The 22500-nt window shown below is 48.6% G+C and carries 1 protein-coding gene; it reads left to right on the top strand.

All coding sequences use genetic code 11. From position 1 onward, the window contains the following. Nucleotides 1-54 precede the first annotated feature (54 nt). Nucleotides 55-22488, top strand: a complete 22434-nt coding sequence (locus tag ACFOHL_RS00165) for a calcium-binding protein (protein ID WP_376918173.1) — start codon at nucleotides 55-57, stop codon at nucleotides 22486-22488. Nucleotides 22489-22500 lie beyond the last annotated feature (12 nt).

Genomic DNA, 22500 nt, shown 5'->3' with positions numbered 1-22500 from the left:
AGGTAAATACCTCGGTAAGAGGTGTACGATTATAGTTATAAAAAGGAATGTGTAATGGTTGCCGTTGTTGCTAGTGATACCACAGGTTTATTTAATTCGTCTCTGTCATTAATTGGTCGTGATGGTGCGTATGGTCAAGCGTCGCTGGGTCAGGGAAAAGAACGAGTATATGTGAATTCGGCGACAGGGAGTTTACTTATTCAAGGGCAAGATGACGGCATTGCCAATGTGGGTGTGGATGTCGCGGGGCTGCGCACATATAACAGCCTTGGCGCGATTGATGATGCAAACGGTGACGACCAATGGCACTTGGGTTTTTTAAGCCGAGTGAATGGCAGTGGTGGCAGTGCTTCGGTGACACGTATTACGGCCGACGGGGCGAGCCAAACCTTTACCCGCCAAAGTAATACTGGCGGTAAGGTGATCTACACCAGCCGAGAGGGTGCAGGGGCTGATGATACCTTGGTGTATGAAAACAATGCCTGGGTATATGAAGAAGGCAGCAGCCTAGTCCGTGTGCATTACGACAATAACGGGCGTCAAATGGCGGCCCTTGACCGTCATGGACATGGTCACCGCTACGAATACGAAGGGGGTTTATTAGCGCGCATTGTATCGGACGTCGAGGACAGTGATGGCATGCTCAGCGAAGAAGTCGCGACCCTTGAATACGACGACAACGATAGTGGCAATCCGCGTATTACCGCTATTTCCTATGCCGCCAAAGATAGCGAAGACACCGTACACACCCTGCGTCGTCAATACTATGGGTATGACGGGCAAGGGCGTTTATCGCATGTCACGGTCGACCTTAGCCCAGAAGATAACGATATTTCCGATGATGCGGTATTTACCACAACCTACACCTATGTGGATACCCATTCACAACTGATTGGAAGTATTAGCCAAAGCGATGGCAGTGCACTGACGTTTGTCTATTACGAGAGTGGACACGAGCACGCTGGTAAAGTGAAGCATATTACCGATGGTGAAGGCGCGACCACTGCGTACACCTACCGCACTAATGGCATGGGCGGGTTGGATACGACCGTGACAGTCGCGGGGCGTGAGACGACCTTTGTCACCGACGGGTTAAAACGTTTGCGCAGCATGACGGCGGTGGTTGATGCGCAAGAGGTGACGACGGCGTATACCTACACGAACGAAGGCTATGTGCATACGGTGAGCCGGGGCAGTGAACAGCTCGTCACTTTTGGGTATGACGCTGATGGCAATCAGAGCTCACAAGTTAATGCCGCCGGTGATACGCTGACGCGGCGATTCAATGACAATAATCAAGTGCTTGAAGAGACCGTGCTCTTGTCAGGCACGGGGAGCGCAGATAAGGCGCTATCGACCTTCTACGTGTATGACGCAGAGGATAACCTGCGCTTTACCCTGTCGCCAGAAGGGCGCGTCACGGAGTATGTATACAATTCACTCAATCAGCTAGTGCATGAGTATCGCTATATGCGCGATGCGTACACGGGTGCTTTGGTAAGTGGCAGTGAGCCTTCCTTAAATGACATGACGATGTGGAAAAGCGGGCTGGCGAGTTTGGCGGCCTTTGATGTCAGTGCGGTGGATTATCACTATGATTTTCGCGGGCAATTGGCCAGTCAAGTGGCCTATCGCGCAGTGACCGCGGCAGGGCAAGGTGAGGCAACGACTGCCCAGACCACGTATTTTCAATATGACATGATGGGGCGCTTGTTGGGGGAAACCTCTCCTGCACTGCGTCAGAAGGCCTATGCGTATGACGGTTTAAACCGCGTATTGGCGGAATATGACACGGTGCTAGTGACATCCACAGAGGCCGATGAGACACCGGCGCTGGCAGGGCGTACAGCACTTGTCACGCACGACTATCAAGACAGTCAGTCTCGCGTAACTAGCACTCAGCACAACGGTTTAGTGACCGTCAATAGCTTTGATGCGGCGGGGCGCTTGACCGCGACCAGCAGTGGCGAGGTCGGCAACGACACAAAATTTGGCGTGCAACGCTTCTATTATGACGCGCAAGGGCGTCAGATTGCACGCCAGCACAGCAATGGCGCCATCAGCTATACTTTATATGATGCGGCTGGGCGACAAGCCTACACCGTTGACCGCGCTGGGGTTGTGACGGCCTATGCCTATTCCGATGCCAGTCAGTTGGTGTTAACGACGACCTACGCCAACGACACGGTCGTCACCGGCGAGTGGCTTGATGGTGACGTGTATGCGCTGACGGTGGATGGAGACATCAGCGCGTTGGTAGCCATTACGGATATGATAGGTGCTGAGGGGAGAGACACTGCCGACGACAGGCAGGTACGCTATGTCTATGACAACGCGGGGCGTCAGAGCTTGCGCATCGATGGCGAAGGCGGTGTGACTGAGTACCGCTATGACAGTGCTGGGCGTCAAACGCATGTAATTGCTTATGATGTCGCCCTTGATGTAAATAGCGATACTGTGCCAGCCCTGGTGGCGAATGAGGCGACGCGCGTACAGCGCACGTTTTATAGCGACGATGGGCTAGTGTTGGCGACCCTTGATGCCGAGGGCTATGCCACCGAATATGTGTATGACAAGCGGGGGCAAGCGACCCAAGTGATTGCCTATGCCACGCAATCGGCCGCCTATCTTGAGACTGACATTGATATCGCCTTGCAACTGACTGGGGCGTGGTCTGCGCTGAGGCCAGCAAGCAATGATAATGCGCAGCTGATTCAAGGGGCTGACCGGGTGCAATACACCGCCTACAATGGCTTGGGTCAAGTGGTCACCACCGTGTCGCCTGAGGGGCAAGTCACGCGCTTTGCCTACGATGACGATGGGCAGCTGGACACCCAGCATGTGTATGCAGCGCCACTAAAGCATTACCGCGGCGAGCCGATTACCTTGACCCCAGATGCGGAAGACCGCATCACCCGCTACACGTACAATGCCCGTGGGCAGCTTGAGACACAAAGCGAGTTGCCGCAGGGACTCACCACGCGCTATATATACAATGCCCAAGGCTACCTGATTGGCACTATAGAAGATAATGGCGTGGCAGATGAGCAGCGCGCCACCTGGTATAAGAAGGATTTACTTGACCGACAGACTGGGATGATTGGTGGGCGCGTGGCGGCAGAGAGCGCCGATGCGATACACGCGGATATGGAAAGCGCTGCATTGGAGGCGGCCATCTCCTCTGCATTAGCTACCGCCAACACGGGGAGTAAGCAGGTTATCGACGCCAAGGGGCGCTTGGTATCAAGCACGGACGCCGAGGGCCTTAGCACTTACTACTATTACGATGACAGAGACCAATTGATAGCGACCATTAGCGGTGACGGTGAGGTGGTGCGCCATCATTACACGAACTTTGGTGAGCTGCGCTTGGCCGTCACCTACACGACGCGTCTGGCTTTAAATGCCATGTCGACGCTACGGGGTGGGGATACTCCCGCGGCGCTTCAGGCAACCTTGGATACCCTGGGCAGTGAGGATGACGTTCAGGCTGAGTATGCTTATACCCAGCGCGGCAATCTGCAGCTATCGCAGCGCAGTAAAGGCGCAAACGCGACGAGCCATGGTCAGCACATCACGCATGTGTATGATAATTTTGGCCAGTTGACCTACTCCCACACTCGCTTATCAGAAGGCGTGATGCGCACTGACCAACAGGTGCATGACAAACGGGGCTTGCGTGTATCGACCATACACGACCTTGACGCCACTCGCGGACAAGCCCCCACAAGCAACGCGGAGGTACATAGTACATATGATGCCTTTGGGCGGATCTTAAGCCAAGAAGATGCGCTGGGTAACGTTACGCGCTACCACTATAACGACAAGCACGCTGCTGGCAGTGAAGTCACCGTGAGTTATCCATCGCAAAATGGCTTGGTGTCTACCATCACCACCTACGATGTGCTGGGGCGAACCATTGAAGTGCAGCAAGGCGTGACGGGCGGGGCGGGCAGTACTGCCGCGCATAGCCAAACCTATCAATACGATGGCGCGGCGCGCACCCAGTGGGTGGATGCTGGCGATGGTACCGGTACCTTGTTGACGTATAACGCCTTTGGGGAGTTGACCGACACACAAACTGGGCGGTTGGTCGGTGACACCCTCACTGATATTAGCAGTCATGTGCATTTGGCCTATGATGAAGAGGGCAATACGCTCACGCGCACCGAGGGTTATGGCAGCGATGCGGCGGTGACAACGACCTACACTTATGGGGTAAATAATCGCTTAGCGAGTGAAAGTGTTAGCGGCATTGACGGCGTCACCCAGTATTTTTATGACAATATTGGCAGAGTCATTACCAGTATTAACCCTGAAGCACATGAGACTCGTTTCATCTATGACGCGGCAGGGCAGTTGCGATACCGTGTCAACAATGAAAACGTGGTGACCGCCTTTACTTATGACATCAATGGCAATACCACCAGTGAAACGGTGTATAACAAGGCCATTGCGTTGAATGGCTTTGACCATGATGATGTTATTCGCCCAGCGGCCATTGCCTCGCGCCTTGAGGCTGAAGGCGCCGAAATTGCGGCGCGTCAACAGTACGTGTATGACAATGCGGGGCGTTTATTGCTGCGTATTGATGCAGTGGGCGCCGTCACACAAAACACCTATGATGCGCGCGGCTTTGTGGTGGAGCAAACAAAATTTGCTAATGCGGTGTCGCTGAGCGAAGACGATTCGGCGCGCATTGCTAAGGGTGAAATTGCGGCGGCGGACGTGGTGGCCTTATTGCCGGCGGCGAACCCGAACAAAGACATCCGCACCGCCTCGGTATATGACAAAAACGGCCGTGTGGTGTTTAGCCTGCAGCGACTAGATGATGGTCAGGCGCAGGTCAAACAGAGTCGCTATGATGCTGCTGGGCAACTCATCGAAACCCGCGCGATGGCCAGCACCATGGCCTACAATGACGCGTATGATATTACTGATATTCATACACACTACGCCTTGCGCGCAGATGGTGCGCCGCTGTCGACGCGCCTCAATACAGATGACCGCATCACACGCTTCTTCTATGACAGTGCGGGGCGGATCCGCTTTGTGATGGACGCGGAAGGGGCGATAAGCGAAACCCGCTATAACTTGGCCGGTCGGGTGGAGCAGAGCATTGCGTATGCGAAGACGCTAAGTGACGATAGCTTACGCGCTTATTTACCCTCAAAGAGCATGGCATGGTTGATAGGGGAAATAGCGGTATCCTCGGCTGATCGCGTAGCAGAGACTTTGTATGATGCCGCTGGGCGAGTCAAGACGCAAATACGTCAGGTCATCGATAGCCAAGGGGTGACCAGCCGTATTGAGGAGCACTGGACGTATAATCGCGCGGGGCAAAAAACAAGCTACACCAATGCGAACGGTGATGTTTGGCATTACACTTATGATGCGGCTGGGCGTTTGGCGCGGGAGTATTCACCGGTGCTTGATGATGTGCAAGTGCCTGCCGGTAATGGCACAGCGACAAATTATCCTGAGGCGCGCCAAGTCACGGCGATAACCTACGATGATTTGGGCAATGTAAAGACCCGCACTGTCGGTGTGATACGGGTGGGCGCAGGGGCATCTCCTGCTTCGCTTATCAGCGCGAACGCCGCGAGCTTGACTGAAGAGAATGTAGCCGCATTAGACGCTGCCAATATTGCCCATCAGCAGATCACAAGGTTTACTTACGATGCGCTTGGGCGCCAAACCACGGTGACTGAGCCAACAGTGGGCGACAGCAGCGCCCCTGAGGTGACCTCCACTACCCAATACAATGCCCTCGGGCAAGGCTATGTGAATCAAATCAAGGCGAGGTATACCGTCGAGGGGACAGCGCAGACACGGATTGAAACCATCAACACCTACAAGGTGTATGACGCGGCTGGGCGTGTGGCCTATGATGTGGATGCACAAGGCTATGTGACCGCGTATCAATATGACGCGCAGGGTAATCAAGTGGCCTTAACCCGCTATGAAAAAGCCCTGAGCATGACGATGCGCAATAGCTTCACCGAAATTACCATCGACAGTTTCACCGATGGCGTCATTGCAACGTTAGGGGGTTCGCGAACCGTCGATACTCACTACAATACCCTTGGGCAAGTCATTCGTGTTGAGCAGCCATCTGTGCACTTTAGTGAAGTGAGCGAGGCGGGCAGTGTGTCGAACTATCAAGCGCGCCCTGAAACCACCTACGAATACAACCGCTTTGGCGAGCTTGTGTTAGAGCGGGAAAAAATCAATCGCACCGATTACGCCGAAACACGCTACTTCTATGACCAGCTTGGCAACCAAATTTATAGGGTGGACGCGGAAAACTACCTGACTCAATATGCCTATAATGCCTTTGGGCAGGTCAGTGCAAAAATGGAATTTGCCGGGCGTGTCGCCGACCCTGCGCTCACCGGGTATGTCATCGACAGCGATGCCTTCCCCAGCATGGAGGCGTGGAAAACGCATGACCGCGTGTGGACGTATGAATACGATACCCTAGGGCGTAAAATCCGTGACGTGCAGAAAAACCTAAGGCTGCACACCGTTGACAACACGGGTGGCGACTTAAATGTGGATACTACGACGTTCGACACCACGCGCACGACCACCACCGACTACGACCATGTGGGTAATGTGGTGCGCATCGATGATGCTGGGCGGGTGAGTGTGAATGTGTATGATGCCTTGGGGCGTTTGCATCGCAGCAAAGCGCCACCAAGTGCGGTGGTGACTGACGTCGAGGGACTGCGCACAAGCGTTTCACAAAGCACCAAGGCACTGTTGACCGAATACCACTACGACATTCATGGAAATACCCTTGTCACGGCTCAAGGGGCAATAGACACCACGACATCGCTTGACACCTCATCGGCCTTGCTATCTGAAAGTGCGGAAGGTGTCAGGGTCAGCACGCAGACATACAACGCCAGAAACCAAGTGGTGAGCCAGCGCGATGCCGAGGGCAATGACACCACCTTCAGTTATGACTATCGCGGCAATGTGCTGCAGGAAGTCAAAGGCTATACTCGACCAGGAGAGCATTACAACTATACCATCAGCTACACGCGCTTTGGTCCTTCAGATGGCGTAAACGGGAAAACGTTATATTTAGGGGCTTATATCACGTTTGACTCAGATACAGGTGAGCTGAAAGGTGTTATACCGGCCTCACTAGTTGGCAAAAGCGAGTCAGTCAATATTAATGTAGTGGCGACAGATGTATTAGGGGAAGTGGTTTTTGATGGTATCTTCCGCACGGATCCAAAGCATTCAAATACTGATACCGACGTTGATTTCCAATTTGCCAATTGGCACTACGCAACCATTGATGAACGCACAGATTACGCCATCACTAAGTACCACTACGATAATCTGGGGCAGGTCACTGAAACCACATTACTTCACCGTACACCAACAGGGGATGACGTCCAACGTAAAGTCAAGGCCGAGTACAACAGTTATGGCGAGATAGAAAAGCAGGGCGACCCGCAATTCAACGGCGCAAGCAATGCCGCCTTACAAGTGTACTTTGAGTACGATGACGCAGGGCGCTTGCTCAACACCAATCAAGGGGATGGCGCCAGAAAAGATTACGCCTATGACTTGCGCGGTCAAGTGGTGCGTGTAAAGCATCAAAGCAGCGGCGAGACCGTCAATCGTCTAGATAGTTTGGGGCGCGTGTATCAGCAGTTTGGTCAGGCCTATCAGGTCAAACGTGCGGGTGATGGCTTGGTGTATCGCGACACCCCAGTCGTGAGGCAGCAATATGACCGTTGGGGTAACATTACCCAGGTGACCAATGCGAATGGGTATACGACAACATATACCTACAATCAACACAATCAAATCGCGACGGAAACGCGTCATGCGGTTGCGGTGTATGACGAAGCCAACCAAGTCAAGGTGAAATCGCCCGTCTTCAATAACTACTACGATAGCCACGGGCAACTGATAGCCCGTCAAGATACCCGTGGTCATACACGGGTGAATCGCTACGACGCCCGTGGTCAACTTATTCAAGCCCAAGATGAGTTAGGGCATTCTACTCATTTGGGGTATAACGTGTTTGGTGAGCAAGTCGCCACCATGGACGCGCTTGGGTATATCACCACCTCGAAGGTGGATAAGTTAGGGCGCGTACTAGAAACCGGCGATATCCGCCGTCCTGATGACACTTCCCCCCTCGATTATCAAGTCTTAAACACGTTTATCTATAATGAGTTAGGGCATAAAACATCGTTTACTAATGCGCTTGGCCACACCTACCGTTATGAAAATGACATTCGGGGGAATGTCCTGCGAACATACAGCCCAGACAAGGTGTCTATGAGCTATGAGTATGACCGCTTAGGGCGTCAAACCACAGAAAGTTACGATAGATTGAGAGTGGGTTACAGTGAAGACAGCCAATTAGATAAGAACAGTCAACGATTTAATTACTTTGGGCAACAGATAAGCAAGAGTGATTTAAGTGATAACGAATATATTTATCACTACGATGGTAACAATCGCCTCGATAATCGTGTCATCAACTTCCGTGTACTAGGCGCCGTTGACCAAATCCTGAGTTATACCTATTACGAGAACGGTCTGCTCAAATCAATAGCTGATTCGTCTACCGGCAGCCACAGCGAGTTTGTGTATGATATTGGGGGGCAGTTGGTCAGTGAAACTCGCACCACCGTCAACAGTTTAAAACAAACCGTGGTAGAGCGCACCGATACCGGCTATGACGCCCATGGACGAGTCACACAAGTCATGGTGACCGACATTAACCCCGACAATCCAGACGAAGAAAAAATCCGCTCTGTTTTATCGTATACCTATGATGCTATGGGCAATCGCCGCAGTATCAACGTGGCTAACGGTTATTCTGGAAATATTGGTGTTGATCGTGCGCCCAGTGTTAACCCTGAATTCCAAGGTTTATCTTATCCGCCAGCGACGATTGGTGCCGAGTATGACTATAACATTGGCAATATTGCGGATATCTTTATTGATGAAGCAATTGGCGAGCTTGAGTTTGAACTGCTACTACGTCAAGGTGATAAAGACAATGAAGAGTATGTCGTCGTCGATAGTGATCTGACAAGCCTAGGAGGCCATTGGCTACAATTGACACAAGCCAACGGCACTTTAGGGTTGACAACGAATAGTGCGCAAAGCGGTGAGCACCACTACGCCATAAGGGCAAAGCAGAAAGATAAGCCAGAGCTCTTTACCTTACTGCCGTTCTTCTTGCCGGTGAAGCAAGATTTAAAACCACGGTTTATTGAGCCAGAAGGGTTTGAAGAGATAACTACGCTAATACCTGGTCAAGGTTACATGCTGGCGATTAATTTAAATGATTACATAGAAGATCCCGAGAGCGAACCGCTTACATTTGATATCAAGTTGAAGGACGGAAGTGCATTACCGGATTGGTTAATATTCGATAAGTCAAAAATTGATATCGGCACAATTGTGATTAAAACTAAATTGGGTGAAGTTGTTCCAAGTGACTTTTTGGATGATATCTCTTTTATTATCGACGCAAGCGACGGTGATCGAAGTAATCAATTTGATTTGGTCGTGCGTACTCCGGGCAATACTACGGAGAATCGTCCACCGGAATTGATTGAAGCTGGCCCTGTAACCAGAAGCTACAATATCGATGATTCTATTTCGATTTGGGTTGAGCAATACTTTATAGATCCAGACGGAGATCCACTTTCTTTGGTGGGAGTCGAAAACATTCCTGACTTTTTATATTGGTTTGGTCCTGAGGCCAACAGTACAAATAGAAATCGTATCAAGAAACGGCCAAATGAAGAGCTTGTTGCTGGCGAATACCATTTAACCGCCATTGTACAAGACACGTTTGGCTTAGAAGAAGAAATAGAAATAATTGTTGTTGTCTCTGCTGAGCAGGACAACTCAGCGCCTAGGCCAATTGACCCAGATCCTGTAATCAGAAGCTACAATATCGATGATTCTATTTCGATTTGGGTTGAGCAATACTTTACAGATCCAGACGGAGACGCACTCTCGTTAGTCAGCGTTAGAAATATTCCTGACTTTTTATATTGGTTCGATTCGAGTGCAAATGACACGAATAAGAATAGAATAAAGCAGCGACCAAACGAAGACTTAGTTGCTGGCAGTTATCACCTTACCGCAGTGGTGCGAGACACGTCAGGTTTACTTGCTGAAAAAGATATTATCATCGAGATAGCTGTGTCTGGTGCAAACTCTGCACCAGTACCTAATGATCCGCGACCAGTGACTAGAACATTCGACATCGATGATGATATTTCAATTTCGGCAGTACAGTACTTTACTGATCCTGACAGTGATCCCTTATCTTTGGTTGATGTTCAAGGGCTTCCTGCATTTTTGTATTGGTTCGGTTCCAATGCGAGTGACACAAATAAAAATAGGATCAAGAAAAGACCGGGTGAGGACTTGATTGCCGGTACGTATGAGTTGACAGCAATAGTAGAAGATCCCTCTGGCGCATCGGCACAGAAAGACATCAAGCTTGTTATTGAGGCACCGCCAAAGGCATCAACTATTACCATTCCCAATACAAGAGAAGGAGAAGAATTCAGTTTCGATTTACGCTCGTTATTCACGCGTCATGTGGATGACATACAAATAAGCCCCCTCGCTGATTTCAATTTAAATACGGAACAATCGGGGCAATACATTTTAGAAAGCACTGGGGGAAAGTTAGACTACGAGTCTCAAGGGACAAAAAGCATTCGTGTCTCAGCGACTAACAGTTATGGCACAACGCACAGAGACATTGAGTTTGAAGTGTACAACGAAAACCATCGTCCCATTGTGCAAGAAGCGGATGAGCGGAGACGGGATATTTACCTGTCGCCTTCGGATAAGCTCAATACACAGGTCATAGTGAAAGACTTTGATATCTATGCGGGTGTCGCTTTACCAAGTGAGCAGATAACAGTGACAGCCGAGTATGTAGATAAAAACGGAAATCTGATAGCTGACACTACATCACTTTTTGCAATTGATACCGAATCATTTGATGATGGCAATGGCTCTCAAACTCGAATAATTGTGCGCTCGCACAATGCGCTTGGTAGTAACTTGCCAATACAACTTGTACTTACCATCAACGACAATGTGAATGAAGACACAATATTTGTCCTTGGGTTGAATAAAAGCGTCTCGGCGGTCGATACTCCGCCAACACCAAGCGTAACAAAACTGCCAGATGCAAAGGAAGGTCAAGATTACCCCCCAGTCAATTTGCTTACATTATTTTCGGATGCACAAGGACATGACATAACATTTGATAGTGTAGGAGCATTGCCACCGGGCTTTAAAGTCGTTGGGGGGCACTTGCAGTTAACAGGCGATGTTGTGCCGTATACCTCGAATAGAGAATACGATATTACTGTTAGTGTGAAAGCCAATAACAAAATTGGCACGGGTAGTTTTAAGCTACATATAGAAGACACCAACACTGCGCCAAAAGCGAAACCAGGTAAAGACCGCATTCTGACTATGCAACCTGGGGAGGCTCAGCGAAATTTCCCCCTATTCGATTACTTTGAAGACGACGCTAACGTCTCACAGTTGAAATATACCATTACCAGTGATAATGCAGGGAATAAAGGTACAATTTCGTTTGTTGAACCAAACCGAAACAGGCTACGTTATCGACCTACTGACACTTTTCCGCACACAGTCACCGCCTACGTGACAGCCACAGACGCAAATGGAAATGGCTTAACATCAGAGCCTGTGGCGTTTACCTTTGTCTTTCCGGGTGTACACTCCTCTGATATTAGCCGCAAGGTATCATCGGTGAGTATTGATTGGTCACCTGGAACAGACCAAGGCACTTTATTGTTGTCAGATTATTTTGACAACATTGGTAACGCAACGTTTAGGACAATTAACCAAAGTATTGACGGGTATACTCAAGTTGGCTCACCACTATCAGTAGAGTATGTTAAAGATGAAAATGGTGTGTTTGCCAAAGCTGAGTTGAGTTTACCCAGTGCTCACGGCGGCGCATTTTTTAGCGGTGACTTTGGTTTTACTATTGTTGGTGAACGAAACGGAGTAGACGTAGCCGTTGATTTCGTTGTAAGTAATCGAGGACCAATGAGTATACGAACGATTGGAACGCTAACCCACGGTGAAACCACGGATAACAGACTTTCTTATCAGGTGCGTTTAAATAACGTTCCATCTAATCACGAAATTGAATATGAACTTTCATCTAAACCCCCTGAATTGGGACGGTTTCATATATCAAGTAGTGGCTTGATTACTAATGAGGCAGGTTCAAAAAAAGGAGGAGATACATATCCTGCGACAGTACTTGTAAGAAACAAGACAACAGGCGAAAGTGCCTCACAGAACTTCTATATTAAAGTATTAGATACGCACGATGATATTACTAACCAACCCAGAAGCACACAGACATCTGCTGCATCACTGCTCACTTCGCCATTATCAACAACAATCGGTCAGCTGCCACAGGCAAGTGACAATGCTGTAATACCAAATACAACAACCATCGACGATGTAAATGCAGACTCTTCTGCACTTGTTGCGCCGACACAGTCGTTAGTGGAACCTGCACCAACTGCCTTGTTGAGCACTTCAGAATCTGCGGTAAATAGTGCAACTACTAACCTCAACACTACCAACCGTATCGCACACTTCAACTTTGACACTGATATCAGCGATAGCACAGGCGCAACTACTAGCCGAGCTGAAGGCGGGGCAAGTATTAACGCTACAGGCGGCATTTATGATGGCGCACTGCGCTTAGATGGTGTAGATGACCATGTGGTCTTGGGTAACCGAGATGGGATTAATTCCCAAGGCATGTACACGTCTAAGACGATTTCCTTGTGGTTTAAGATGGACGGTACCGATGGTGGTCGTCAGGTCATATATGAGCAGGGCGGTGGTAGCCGAGGCTTAAATGTTTACCTAGACAACAATACACTCTACGCAGGCGGTTGGGATGATACCATTGATGGCAGTGATACGAATAAATGGTTGGGTACCTTTAAATCGATAGAGGGACTTGAAGCCAACAAATGGTATCACGTCGCCGTGGTGTTGGATGCCAATGATACCCCTGAGGCACTCACGCAAGGGGCGTTTCGCGCGTATCTAAATGGCAATGAATTTGATACAGCCAATAGCCAAGGCATGCAGCTTTACACCCACAATGACGGTATTGCCATAGGGGGGATTAATAGTGCAACCAAGATGCACGACGGTACCACCTCAGGTGATGCCTTCTTTGCAGGCACCGTCGATGAGGTGATGCTGTGGAGTCGGGTGTTAGATGACGGTGAAATTAACCAGATAGTTCAAGAAGCGATTGCCATCCGCGGCGATAGTGAAGGTGGCACCTTAACGGGCACAGACGGTGACGATATCTTCATCAGTGGCGAAGGTAACCACAAGCTCTATGGTGGTAAAGGCGAGGATACGTATATTTATCGTCGAGGTGATGGCATAGATGAAATCCGAGACTCGAATAGTACCAGCCTGTTGAAGTTTGAAGATATCGCCAGCGACGAAATCGAGTTTGTGGTATCAGGCAATAGCCTGTTAGTGCAGGATACCTCAACAGGGCAAACCTTAGTGCGTGTGCATGATTGGTTTAATAACGCGGCTCGACGCCTGATTACTATCGCGTTTACGGATATTACCTTAACGCCAGAGCAAGTTGATGAGCGTGTGGTAGATGGTATTCACGTTAAGATAGAGGATGCACGGTTGTCGTCTTACGGGGTTGACCAAGACCATGACCTGGATGGTTATAGTATTACCGAAGACGGTAAGGGGATTGCCTTCACAGGCAATACATGGAAGCGCTTGGCCTTACCGGAGGCGTATCAGGTCACTGATAAAACCGTCTTGTCGTTTAGGGTAAAAAGCGATGGCGAAGGTGAAATCCAAGGCATTGGTTTGGATACAGATAATTCTTTCTACAATGGCCAAAAAGCAAACTTCCAATTGTATGGCGAACAACCGAATGGAAGCTTTAAACAAGACTACCGTTACACCGGTGCAGGTGAATGGCAAGAAATGCACATTGAAGTCGGCAAGTTTGCCAGTGGGTCGATGAATTACCTCACGCTATTCAATGACGATGATGCAGGGGTGATTGGCAATATCGAATTCAGCGATATCCGCTTATACGAAAACGACAGTTTTGGCTCACGGGGGCATGACTTGTTGGTCAGCAATGCTGACAACAACTTCCTTAGAGGGTATCTCGGTGATGACACCTATGTGTACCGTGTCGGCGGGGGCTATGACATTGTCCGTGACCGCTATGGTAATAACACCTTGCGGATGGAAGGTATTAAAGCCAGTGAGGTGAAAATTAGGCGCAGTTACAATAACTTAATTATCACCGTGCTAGATACTCAAGAGCTGGTTAATGTGTATAACTGGTACCATTCAGATGCGTTCAAAATGTCAGTGGTGTTTGATGATGTGACGCTTGATGCCTATGATTTAGAGGCTTTCTACCGTCAAGACAAGCCTATCGATTTTAATGCGTCACCATTAAGTAAATTCAGTACAGCAGATTTGCCGGGCAGTTATACAGTCAGTGATGATGGTTTAACGCTGGGCATTCAAAATGATAAGTGGTTGAAAACAGCCGTGGCGCATACAGTCATGGCCAATACATATTTAAGCTTTGAATTTAAAACGGATGCTCTGGGCGAAGACCATGTGATAGGGCTCGACCCGAACAATTTTTTTGGCTCACAGAAAGGGGCGTTATTTCATATTGCTGGCTCAAATATGAGTCGTTCTGCTGACGAAGGGTTTAAGTATGCTGACCGCTACACGGGCAACGGTGACTGGCAGACGTTTACGATAAGAGTGGGGGATTATTTTACCGGTCATGCGCATAACCTAGTCTTGGGGAATGTCGGCGATGAAACGACGAACTCGCACTTTAGGAATATCCAGTTATTCGATCTTAAAACAGACGGCACCGCCGAGAGTGACTTGCTAATTGGGACTGCGGGGGATGACACCCTTACTGGGGGAGATGGCAACAATACCCTGATTGGTCGTGGTGGCGATGATGCCCTCATAGGGGGCGATGGCGCCGATACTTATGTGTATAACATCGGCGATGGTCATGACACTATCACTGATGCGGGCGGCAGTGTCGGCAATACCTTGCGCTTTGGTGAAGGGATTACCCCTGAGCAAGTGCGCATGCAAGTCATAGACGGGGATTTCGTTGTCAGTTTTGATGGGCTTGATGGTAGCCTCACCTTAGGCAGCTGGGCAAATTCGAGCAACATGAAGATTCGTCGTGTGGAATTTGCCGACGGTCAGGTATGGGAGTACGAAGAAGTCGGCCAGCGCACGGAAATTATAGGCAGTGATGACACAGACGATTATAACCTTGGCTGGATAGGTGCCGGCTTTAGCCATCGCGGTAATGGCGGCGATGATACCCTGAGAGGCGGTAAAAGGGATGATACTTACTACTACGCCTTAGGCGACGGCAATGATGTCATCATTGACCGTTATGGTAATGACACGTTGGTGTTTGAGGGGATATCTAAGCATGATGTGACGGCGCACAAAGATGGCCAGCACTTCATCCTTACCCTGCGTCGAACGGGTGAAACAGTGACACTGAAAAATTGGTTTGACTGGGTGAACAATGATGAAGGTCGCGCATATAGGCATAACCTGCATTTTAGTGATGGCGAGTTTACGGGGGATGAGTTTCATAAATTCTTGCGCACAGGTAGACCTATCGACTTGAGCTTACAGACATTTGACTGGTACAGCCGCGGCAATATGCCAGGCAATGTAAGTGTCAGTGATGATGGTAAGCAGCTCGACTTAACAGGGGATATTTGGCGCAGGACGGGGGTGGGTTACACCGTCACTGAAGATACGTACTTGAGCTTTGAGTTTAAAGTCAGTGAGTTAGGTAAACGCCATGTCATTGGTTTGGATTCAAATGCGTTAGTGTCGAATGGTGCGGGCGCTTTGTTCTCGTTAATGGGGGAAGCTGGAGACCCATCAGATGACCAATATTATATTCACGACCATGTGTACACAGGCAATGGCGATTGGCAGACCTTTACCATTAAGGTGGGGGATTACTTCACCGGTGATGGTAATTATTTGGTCTTCGGTAATCTGGACGAGAGTGACGCCGTTAATTCCCATTTCCGCAATATCCAACTATATGACGTACAAACAGACGGCACAGCTGATAATGATTTCTTGATTGGCACTGAGACAAACAACGTTCTCAATGGCGTAGACGGCAACGATACCTTAATCGGTCGTCAAGGCAATGACACGCTAAAAGGCGGAGACGGTCATGACACCTATATTTATAATCTAGGAGACGGTAAAGACACCATTATTGACAGCTATCAACAGGCCAATGCTCTGCAGTTTGGCGAAGGCATTCACCCTGATGATATCAGTGTAAGGATGCGTTGGGGGCGTGATGTTGTGGTCAGTTTGGACGGCGAAGATATCATCACGATTAAAGATGGTTTCTTAAAAGGCCGCATTGTGGTCGACACCTTCCGTTTTGCCAGTGGTGTAATGTGGGATGCCCAAGACATCGTGGATCGGGTTGCTTTTGCCGGTAATGACAATGGTAACGGCTTTTACTATGACTACTCCGAGCTTGATTTAACGTTTGAGGGAGGAAAAGGGAACGATAGTTTCCATGTCGGTCGCGGTCGTGACACCTATATATATAATTTAGGTGACGGCAATGACACTATCAACGACAAAGGAGCGCATGGGAGCAATATTATTCGTTTTGGCGAAGGGATTGCGCCTGAAAATCTACAAGTGACCATGTCGGGTGGGTACCTAACGTTCAGTTTCAATCACGCAGAAGGCAGTATCCGAACCAAATATTGGCGAAATGATATTAAAATTGGCGAGATACACTTTCATGACGGCACCCAATGGTCTATTGCTGACTTTACCCAACACCTTATTCAACATGGCGATGACGGTGACAATAAATGGGGGGCGGGTGAGCTGCGTTTAAGTGCTACTCATTTGGCGGGTAAAGGCAATGATAAGATAATTGGGGGTGAGTACAATGACACCTTCCTGTATCGCTTGGGTGATGGCAATGATGAAATCATCGATAGCCGCGGGAATAACACCTTGGTAATGGAGGACATATCTAAGCATGATGTGTATATCACTCGCATTAGCACGCATTTGCTCATTACGAACCGTATCAACGGTGAGTCTGTCAAATTGAATAACTGGTACCATAGTGTAAACCATCGTATGCGCGTTGTTTTTGCGGATGGCGCTTTTACGCCGACAGAATTGACAGATTTCGCAGCGCCACTCCCTGCGGTTGATTTATCCGCCAATAGTTTCTCGGAATACACGGGGCAGCACAGCGACGGTATGTATACCTTGACCGACAATAATCAAGGCATTGAAATTATCGGTAATACCTGGCAGAAAACGGCGTTTGATTACACTATCACCGACAACACGTATCTAACCTTTGAGTTTAAAGCCAACAAAAAAGGCGAGCGTCATGCGATTGGCTTTGATACAGACAACAAATTAGATGGTTTACCTGGCAAATTCTTTCAAGTTTGGGGTAATGAAAATAACGCCCTCAACACTGTTGCGTATGTTGATGAGTATACAAGTGTGGATGAATGGCAAACCTACACAATAAAAGTGGGTGACTACATTACGGGCAATATGAACTACCTGACGTTCATAAATGATGATGACACGAATGGGGGCACGGGCAACACCAACCATAGCCAATTCAGAAACATCCGTATAGGCGAATTACGCCCACAAAGTGCTGCTCTCTCGTATACCGGTGTGAGTAGTATCACGGCCAAGGCGGGGACATACATCCGTGAATCGGTAGCCTTTACTGAGGCCAATGAGGCGCAGTTGACCGTCAATGCTGCGGCCTTACCTGATTGGCTACAATACGACGCCGAGACCCAAACGGTGTATGGGTTTGTGCCGACAGACTTTACCCCAGATACGGTCATCACCTTGCTTGCCCATGATGGCGTGCATGCAGGTATGACACAACGTATTCAAGTATCGGTTCGCGATGTGACACCAGTGCAAGAGCGTGTTGTGCCGCTGGCCTCACAACACTTACATTATCAAGACACCTTATCGGTGGACATCGCCCATGCCTTCGGCATTACAACCGACGCTGATTATACCGTCACGGTCGAGCAAGAAGACGGCACTTATTTGGGTATTGAGGCGTTACCGTGGTTGAGTATACAAGACGGGGTGTTGCTTGGAGCCTTAAGCCAAGACAACATCACCACAGGCACAAAGGTGCGCATTGTGGCGGATGTTCAGGGCAACAAAACACAGGGTGAATTTACCTTGGTGGTCGATGGGCCGCAAGCTCTCTCGGTGGGAACGATTGAATTGGTTTCTGATCAGGCAATCAGGGTCGAAGCATCTAAATACTTTAAGGGCTTAAGTAGCAACGCAAAATTTGGTGTGCGTATTTCTATTGATAGCGCGCTTGCTACAGCACAAGCGTCTATTGCGAATGCGTTGGTTGACAATGGCACCAGCGCAGCCTTGCCTGCTCCGTCAACGGGCATTAGCGCAACCAATAACGTGCTGCAAACAACGGATCTTGAGAGTGTGTCATTAGATAACGATGAGCCTGATGTCATTATTCCCGATGAGCTATTGACTTGGTTAAGTTTTGACCCTCAAACAGGCTTACTTAGTAGTACCAAGGAAGGCGCCACTGCACTGGCAGGGTATATTGAGCGATTAAAAATTGATTTCTTCGCACAAGATGGTGATATCAATATTGACACCACAGGTGAGTTGACGGTATCGAATGGCGCAACAGAAGAAACCTATTACTTTACCTACGACGCTGCCAATCGCGTACAAATGGATGCCGGTATTCTTGATAATGGCGTCATTAAGTTGGGTGCGGACAGTCAGTATGTGCAATATGATGCAATTGGAAGAGCACAATATGTTTTCTCAAATGAAGGGAAAACACTGCATAAAATGACCTACAATGCACAGGGTAGTCTCGCTTATAGTGAACAAGCGTATTCGCTGTCAGAGCCAGATGCGAACTTGTTTCAGCACAACAGCCTAATCACGGGACAAGCACAAGGACCAATACCCTTCAATTACCAATGGTACAAATCTGTTGAGCATAAATACAACTTACTTCAACAAGTTGAAGAGACCGTCAATTATTTTGCCGCAGACGACAGCTACGAAATACTGGGTAATCCACATCCCAAAACCAGAAAACGGCGAGTTGAAGGCGAGTTGTCATTAGCTAACTCGGTAAGATCTATCCAAAAGTTTGAATATACTGATGACGGTAAGATTGATTCGATCAATGAATTTAGTGTATCGGCGCAAGAGGCTGGAAGCAGGATCAACGGCAGTCAGTACGATACGATCACGATTGCTGATGTAGATACGCTGGATAATCATGCAAGTAGGACAACATATAGTTATGACCCAACGGGAAGGGTCGAAAATATGTATTTCAATCAATTCAAACGTCCTGCTGAATCAGGAGAAGAATTACCAGAAAGTTTCACTCAAAGTTTTGCATATAAATATGAAGGGCGCGAAAGTTACCTCGAAAAGCTGGTATCAGCTAGTGGGAATAATCATTTTGCGCAAGCTAAAACAGAATCATTTTATGATGCAAATGGCAACCGCATAGCGGTCGAAGAAACGCCACTAGACGAAAACGGTGAAGAGATAGCAGGCGCGAAAGTGCAAGCTCGTTATTTTGATTACACAGCAGACGGTAAACTAGTGCGCCGACAGTACGCTTCGCAAAGTAACACTCACAGAGGGGTGCATGCACCACGGCCTCTGGCAGAGCTGATCGAAGAAGCAAAAAGGGTGTTGACGGCAGAGGATCTCTTTAACCTACCTGAAGCACAGGCGACACGATATATTGATGATTATTTAATCGGAAACCCGCTTAGTTTCCCTCTAGGAACGGATGAAAGTATTAAAGTCGGAATTACCTCGGTACTTGACAATTTATTATCTGATAAAACACGTGAGACCATTGCAGACAAAATTGAGTTTGCACCCGATGAAGAAAGTGTAAGCCATTATTTATTCAATGGTAGTCAGTATTTGGGGGAACTTAAAGAAGATGGAAAAATCAACGTAAAATCAGCACATGTACAAAGTGTAAACCCGACTAAATCAGCCAGTACCTTGCGTCATACGGTGAGGCAAGGAGAAACACTACGTACCTTAGCCAATCAATACTATGGTAACGCGGACTTGTGGTATGTGATAGCTGACGCCAATGGTTTGGCTCAAAGCTCAAGCGAGGCTTTAACGGCTGGGCAATCGATTGAAATTCCCGAGCAGGCCAATACCAGCAACCGCTTCGACACGTTTACCCCTTACAATGTGGCAGAGGTGATTGGCGATACCAATCCGACGGTACCGTATCTCCCGCCCCCGCCAGAGGCTGGGTGTAATGCATTGGAGACGATATTAATTGTAGCGGTGACCGTGCTTGTGACTGTGTATACGGCTGGGGCTGGCAGTTTTTCTAACGGCTGGCTTGCACTCGCAAATTCCCCCGGTGCCGCGTTTGCAGGCAGTGTTGCGGGCAACTTAGCGGGGCAAGTGACAGGCGTTGCCTTAGGTGTACAAGATGGCATTGACTTTGGTAGTGCATTGGTCAGCGGTGCTACTGCATTTGTGACGGCAGGCATTGGTCAGCATTTGGGTGTCGGGAAAACGGTAGCAGACGGTGGAAAAGTCGTAAATGGGATAACCACCGCTGCAACGAAATCTTCAGCAGTTGCGTTAACTGCTGGCGGTAAAGCCTTGACTGCAGCTGCAGGCGTGGTGACAACCGCGGCAGCGAACAAACTGATTGGGCGTCCGAGTGGCTTTAGATGGGCAAATGTTGCTGCGGCAGGCGTGACCAGCTTTATTGGCAGCAAAGCTAATCTAGGCGGTGGTGAGTTCTTTGAAAATCTCGATCCAAGCGGCTTCACGGGAGAATTAGTTGGCGGCATTGCTCGTTCTGGCATAAACTACGCAGTTAAGAAAGGGGTCTTCAACGAAGGCTCATGGAATTTTGTGGACGTGGCGACCGATAGCTTCGGGAATGCCTTGGGCAACAGCATTGTTGGGGCGGCCATCACTTCGTCAAACAACCGCCAGCAACAACAAGCGCAATTAGATGCCTTTGGGGCGGCACTATTAAAAGACGCCAACGCTAAGCTGAACAGTAACTTGAATGGCGGCATTAATGACATTCAAGATAAAGTTGCACAAACAGTAGCGACTGAAGGCGCAGCAAACTTGTCTGCTGTAGTGGCAACAAGACAAGCCCAGCAAGATGCTGACTATGATGCTTCAGTGCTTGCGAGCATCAATCGTGATACGGCACGTATTTCGAGTTCACTTGCCCATGCTAATACGGTTTATCAAAGCGTCAGTAATTTGGTAAATACAGCATATGAAAACCGTCAAGCAGCGGCCATAAGCAGAAGTCAACTCAATGCAGCACGTGCGGCTCGATATGAACGCGGTGCGATAGCAGCAGATAATGCATTTGCGGCGATTGGTACCTCTGGCGTAGACGTCAATGCAAGCTTTACGGCGAAAACAGCGGGGTTTGCTGAGTTTAGACAAGGTCAACGTGATGCATTGCGTTCAAGGTTTGGTTTAAGCAGCGATGCAGAGTTTGGTACACTAGGTGATAACCTTTTAGGGACACTAGAAGGGTTCGGTGATAGCTTGTATCAGGGCGGACAATTTTTAGGTGTAGGGCTTGGCTCGCTGAACCCGGTAGTGCAAGGTATTAGTTACTTCTCGGGTAATGGCCTAGTGAATCCGTTCACCCAAGAATATCACTCATTCCTAGGTGAAGCGACAACTGTCCAACGAGCCGCTGGTAGGCAGCAAGGTGAGATCTTCTCTTACTTCGTAGGTGGTGAAACGGCAATTTTGGCCGGTTCCAGAGGTGTTAAAGCTATAGTTGCTAGTCGGGTAGCATCTCAGCCTGTCGTTGTTACAGCAGCGCAAGCTGAAAATTTGAAATCTCTTACTCGAGCAGAATTTGACTTGCTTAGATCCGAGGGACAAAGTATCTCAAATATAGGGCCAGCTTTGTCTGTTGCTCAAGATCTTAGAACTGGAAAAATCAGTAAAGTTTTTACTAATGATCCTAATGGAAATATTCCTCTTGATTTAAATGATGCACTTGCTCAGCGTTTAGCCAATGCTCCAGATGACGTGTTAGCGTTTGAAAGAACTAAGGGTATAGCATCCCATTCTGAGGTTTTTGCAGTGAATGAAATATTAAATGCTAGGCCTGGTGCTAGTTTTAATGACATAGCTGTATTCACACAAGAAGTGAAAAAAGCTTCATTGAGAGGGGAGTTTAAGCCTGCATGTGTTCAGTGTGATTTCTTGTTGAATGGTGTGCAATACGTGAGATAGAAAGGAGTAAAA

Origin of the sequence: Agaribacter flavus (assembly GCF_042646125.1) — a bacterium.
GTDB classification, from domain to species: domain Bacteria; phylum Pseudomonadota; class Gammaproteobacteria; order Enterobacterales; family Alteromonadaceae; genus Glaciecola; species Glaciecola flavus.
Note: the sequence above shows the minus strand (reverse complement) of the source record. Positions and strands in the feature narration are given on the sequence as shown.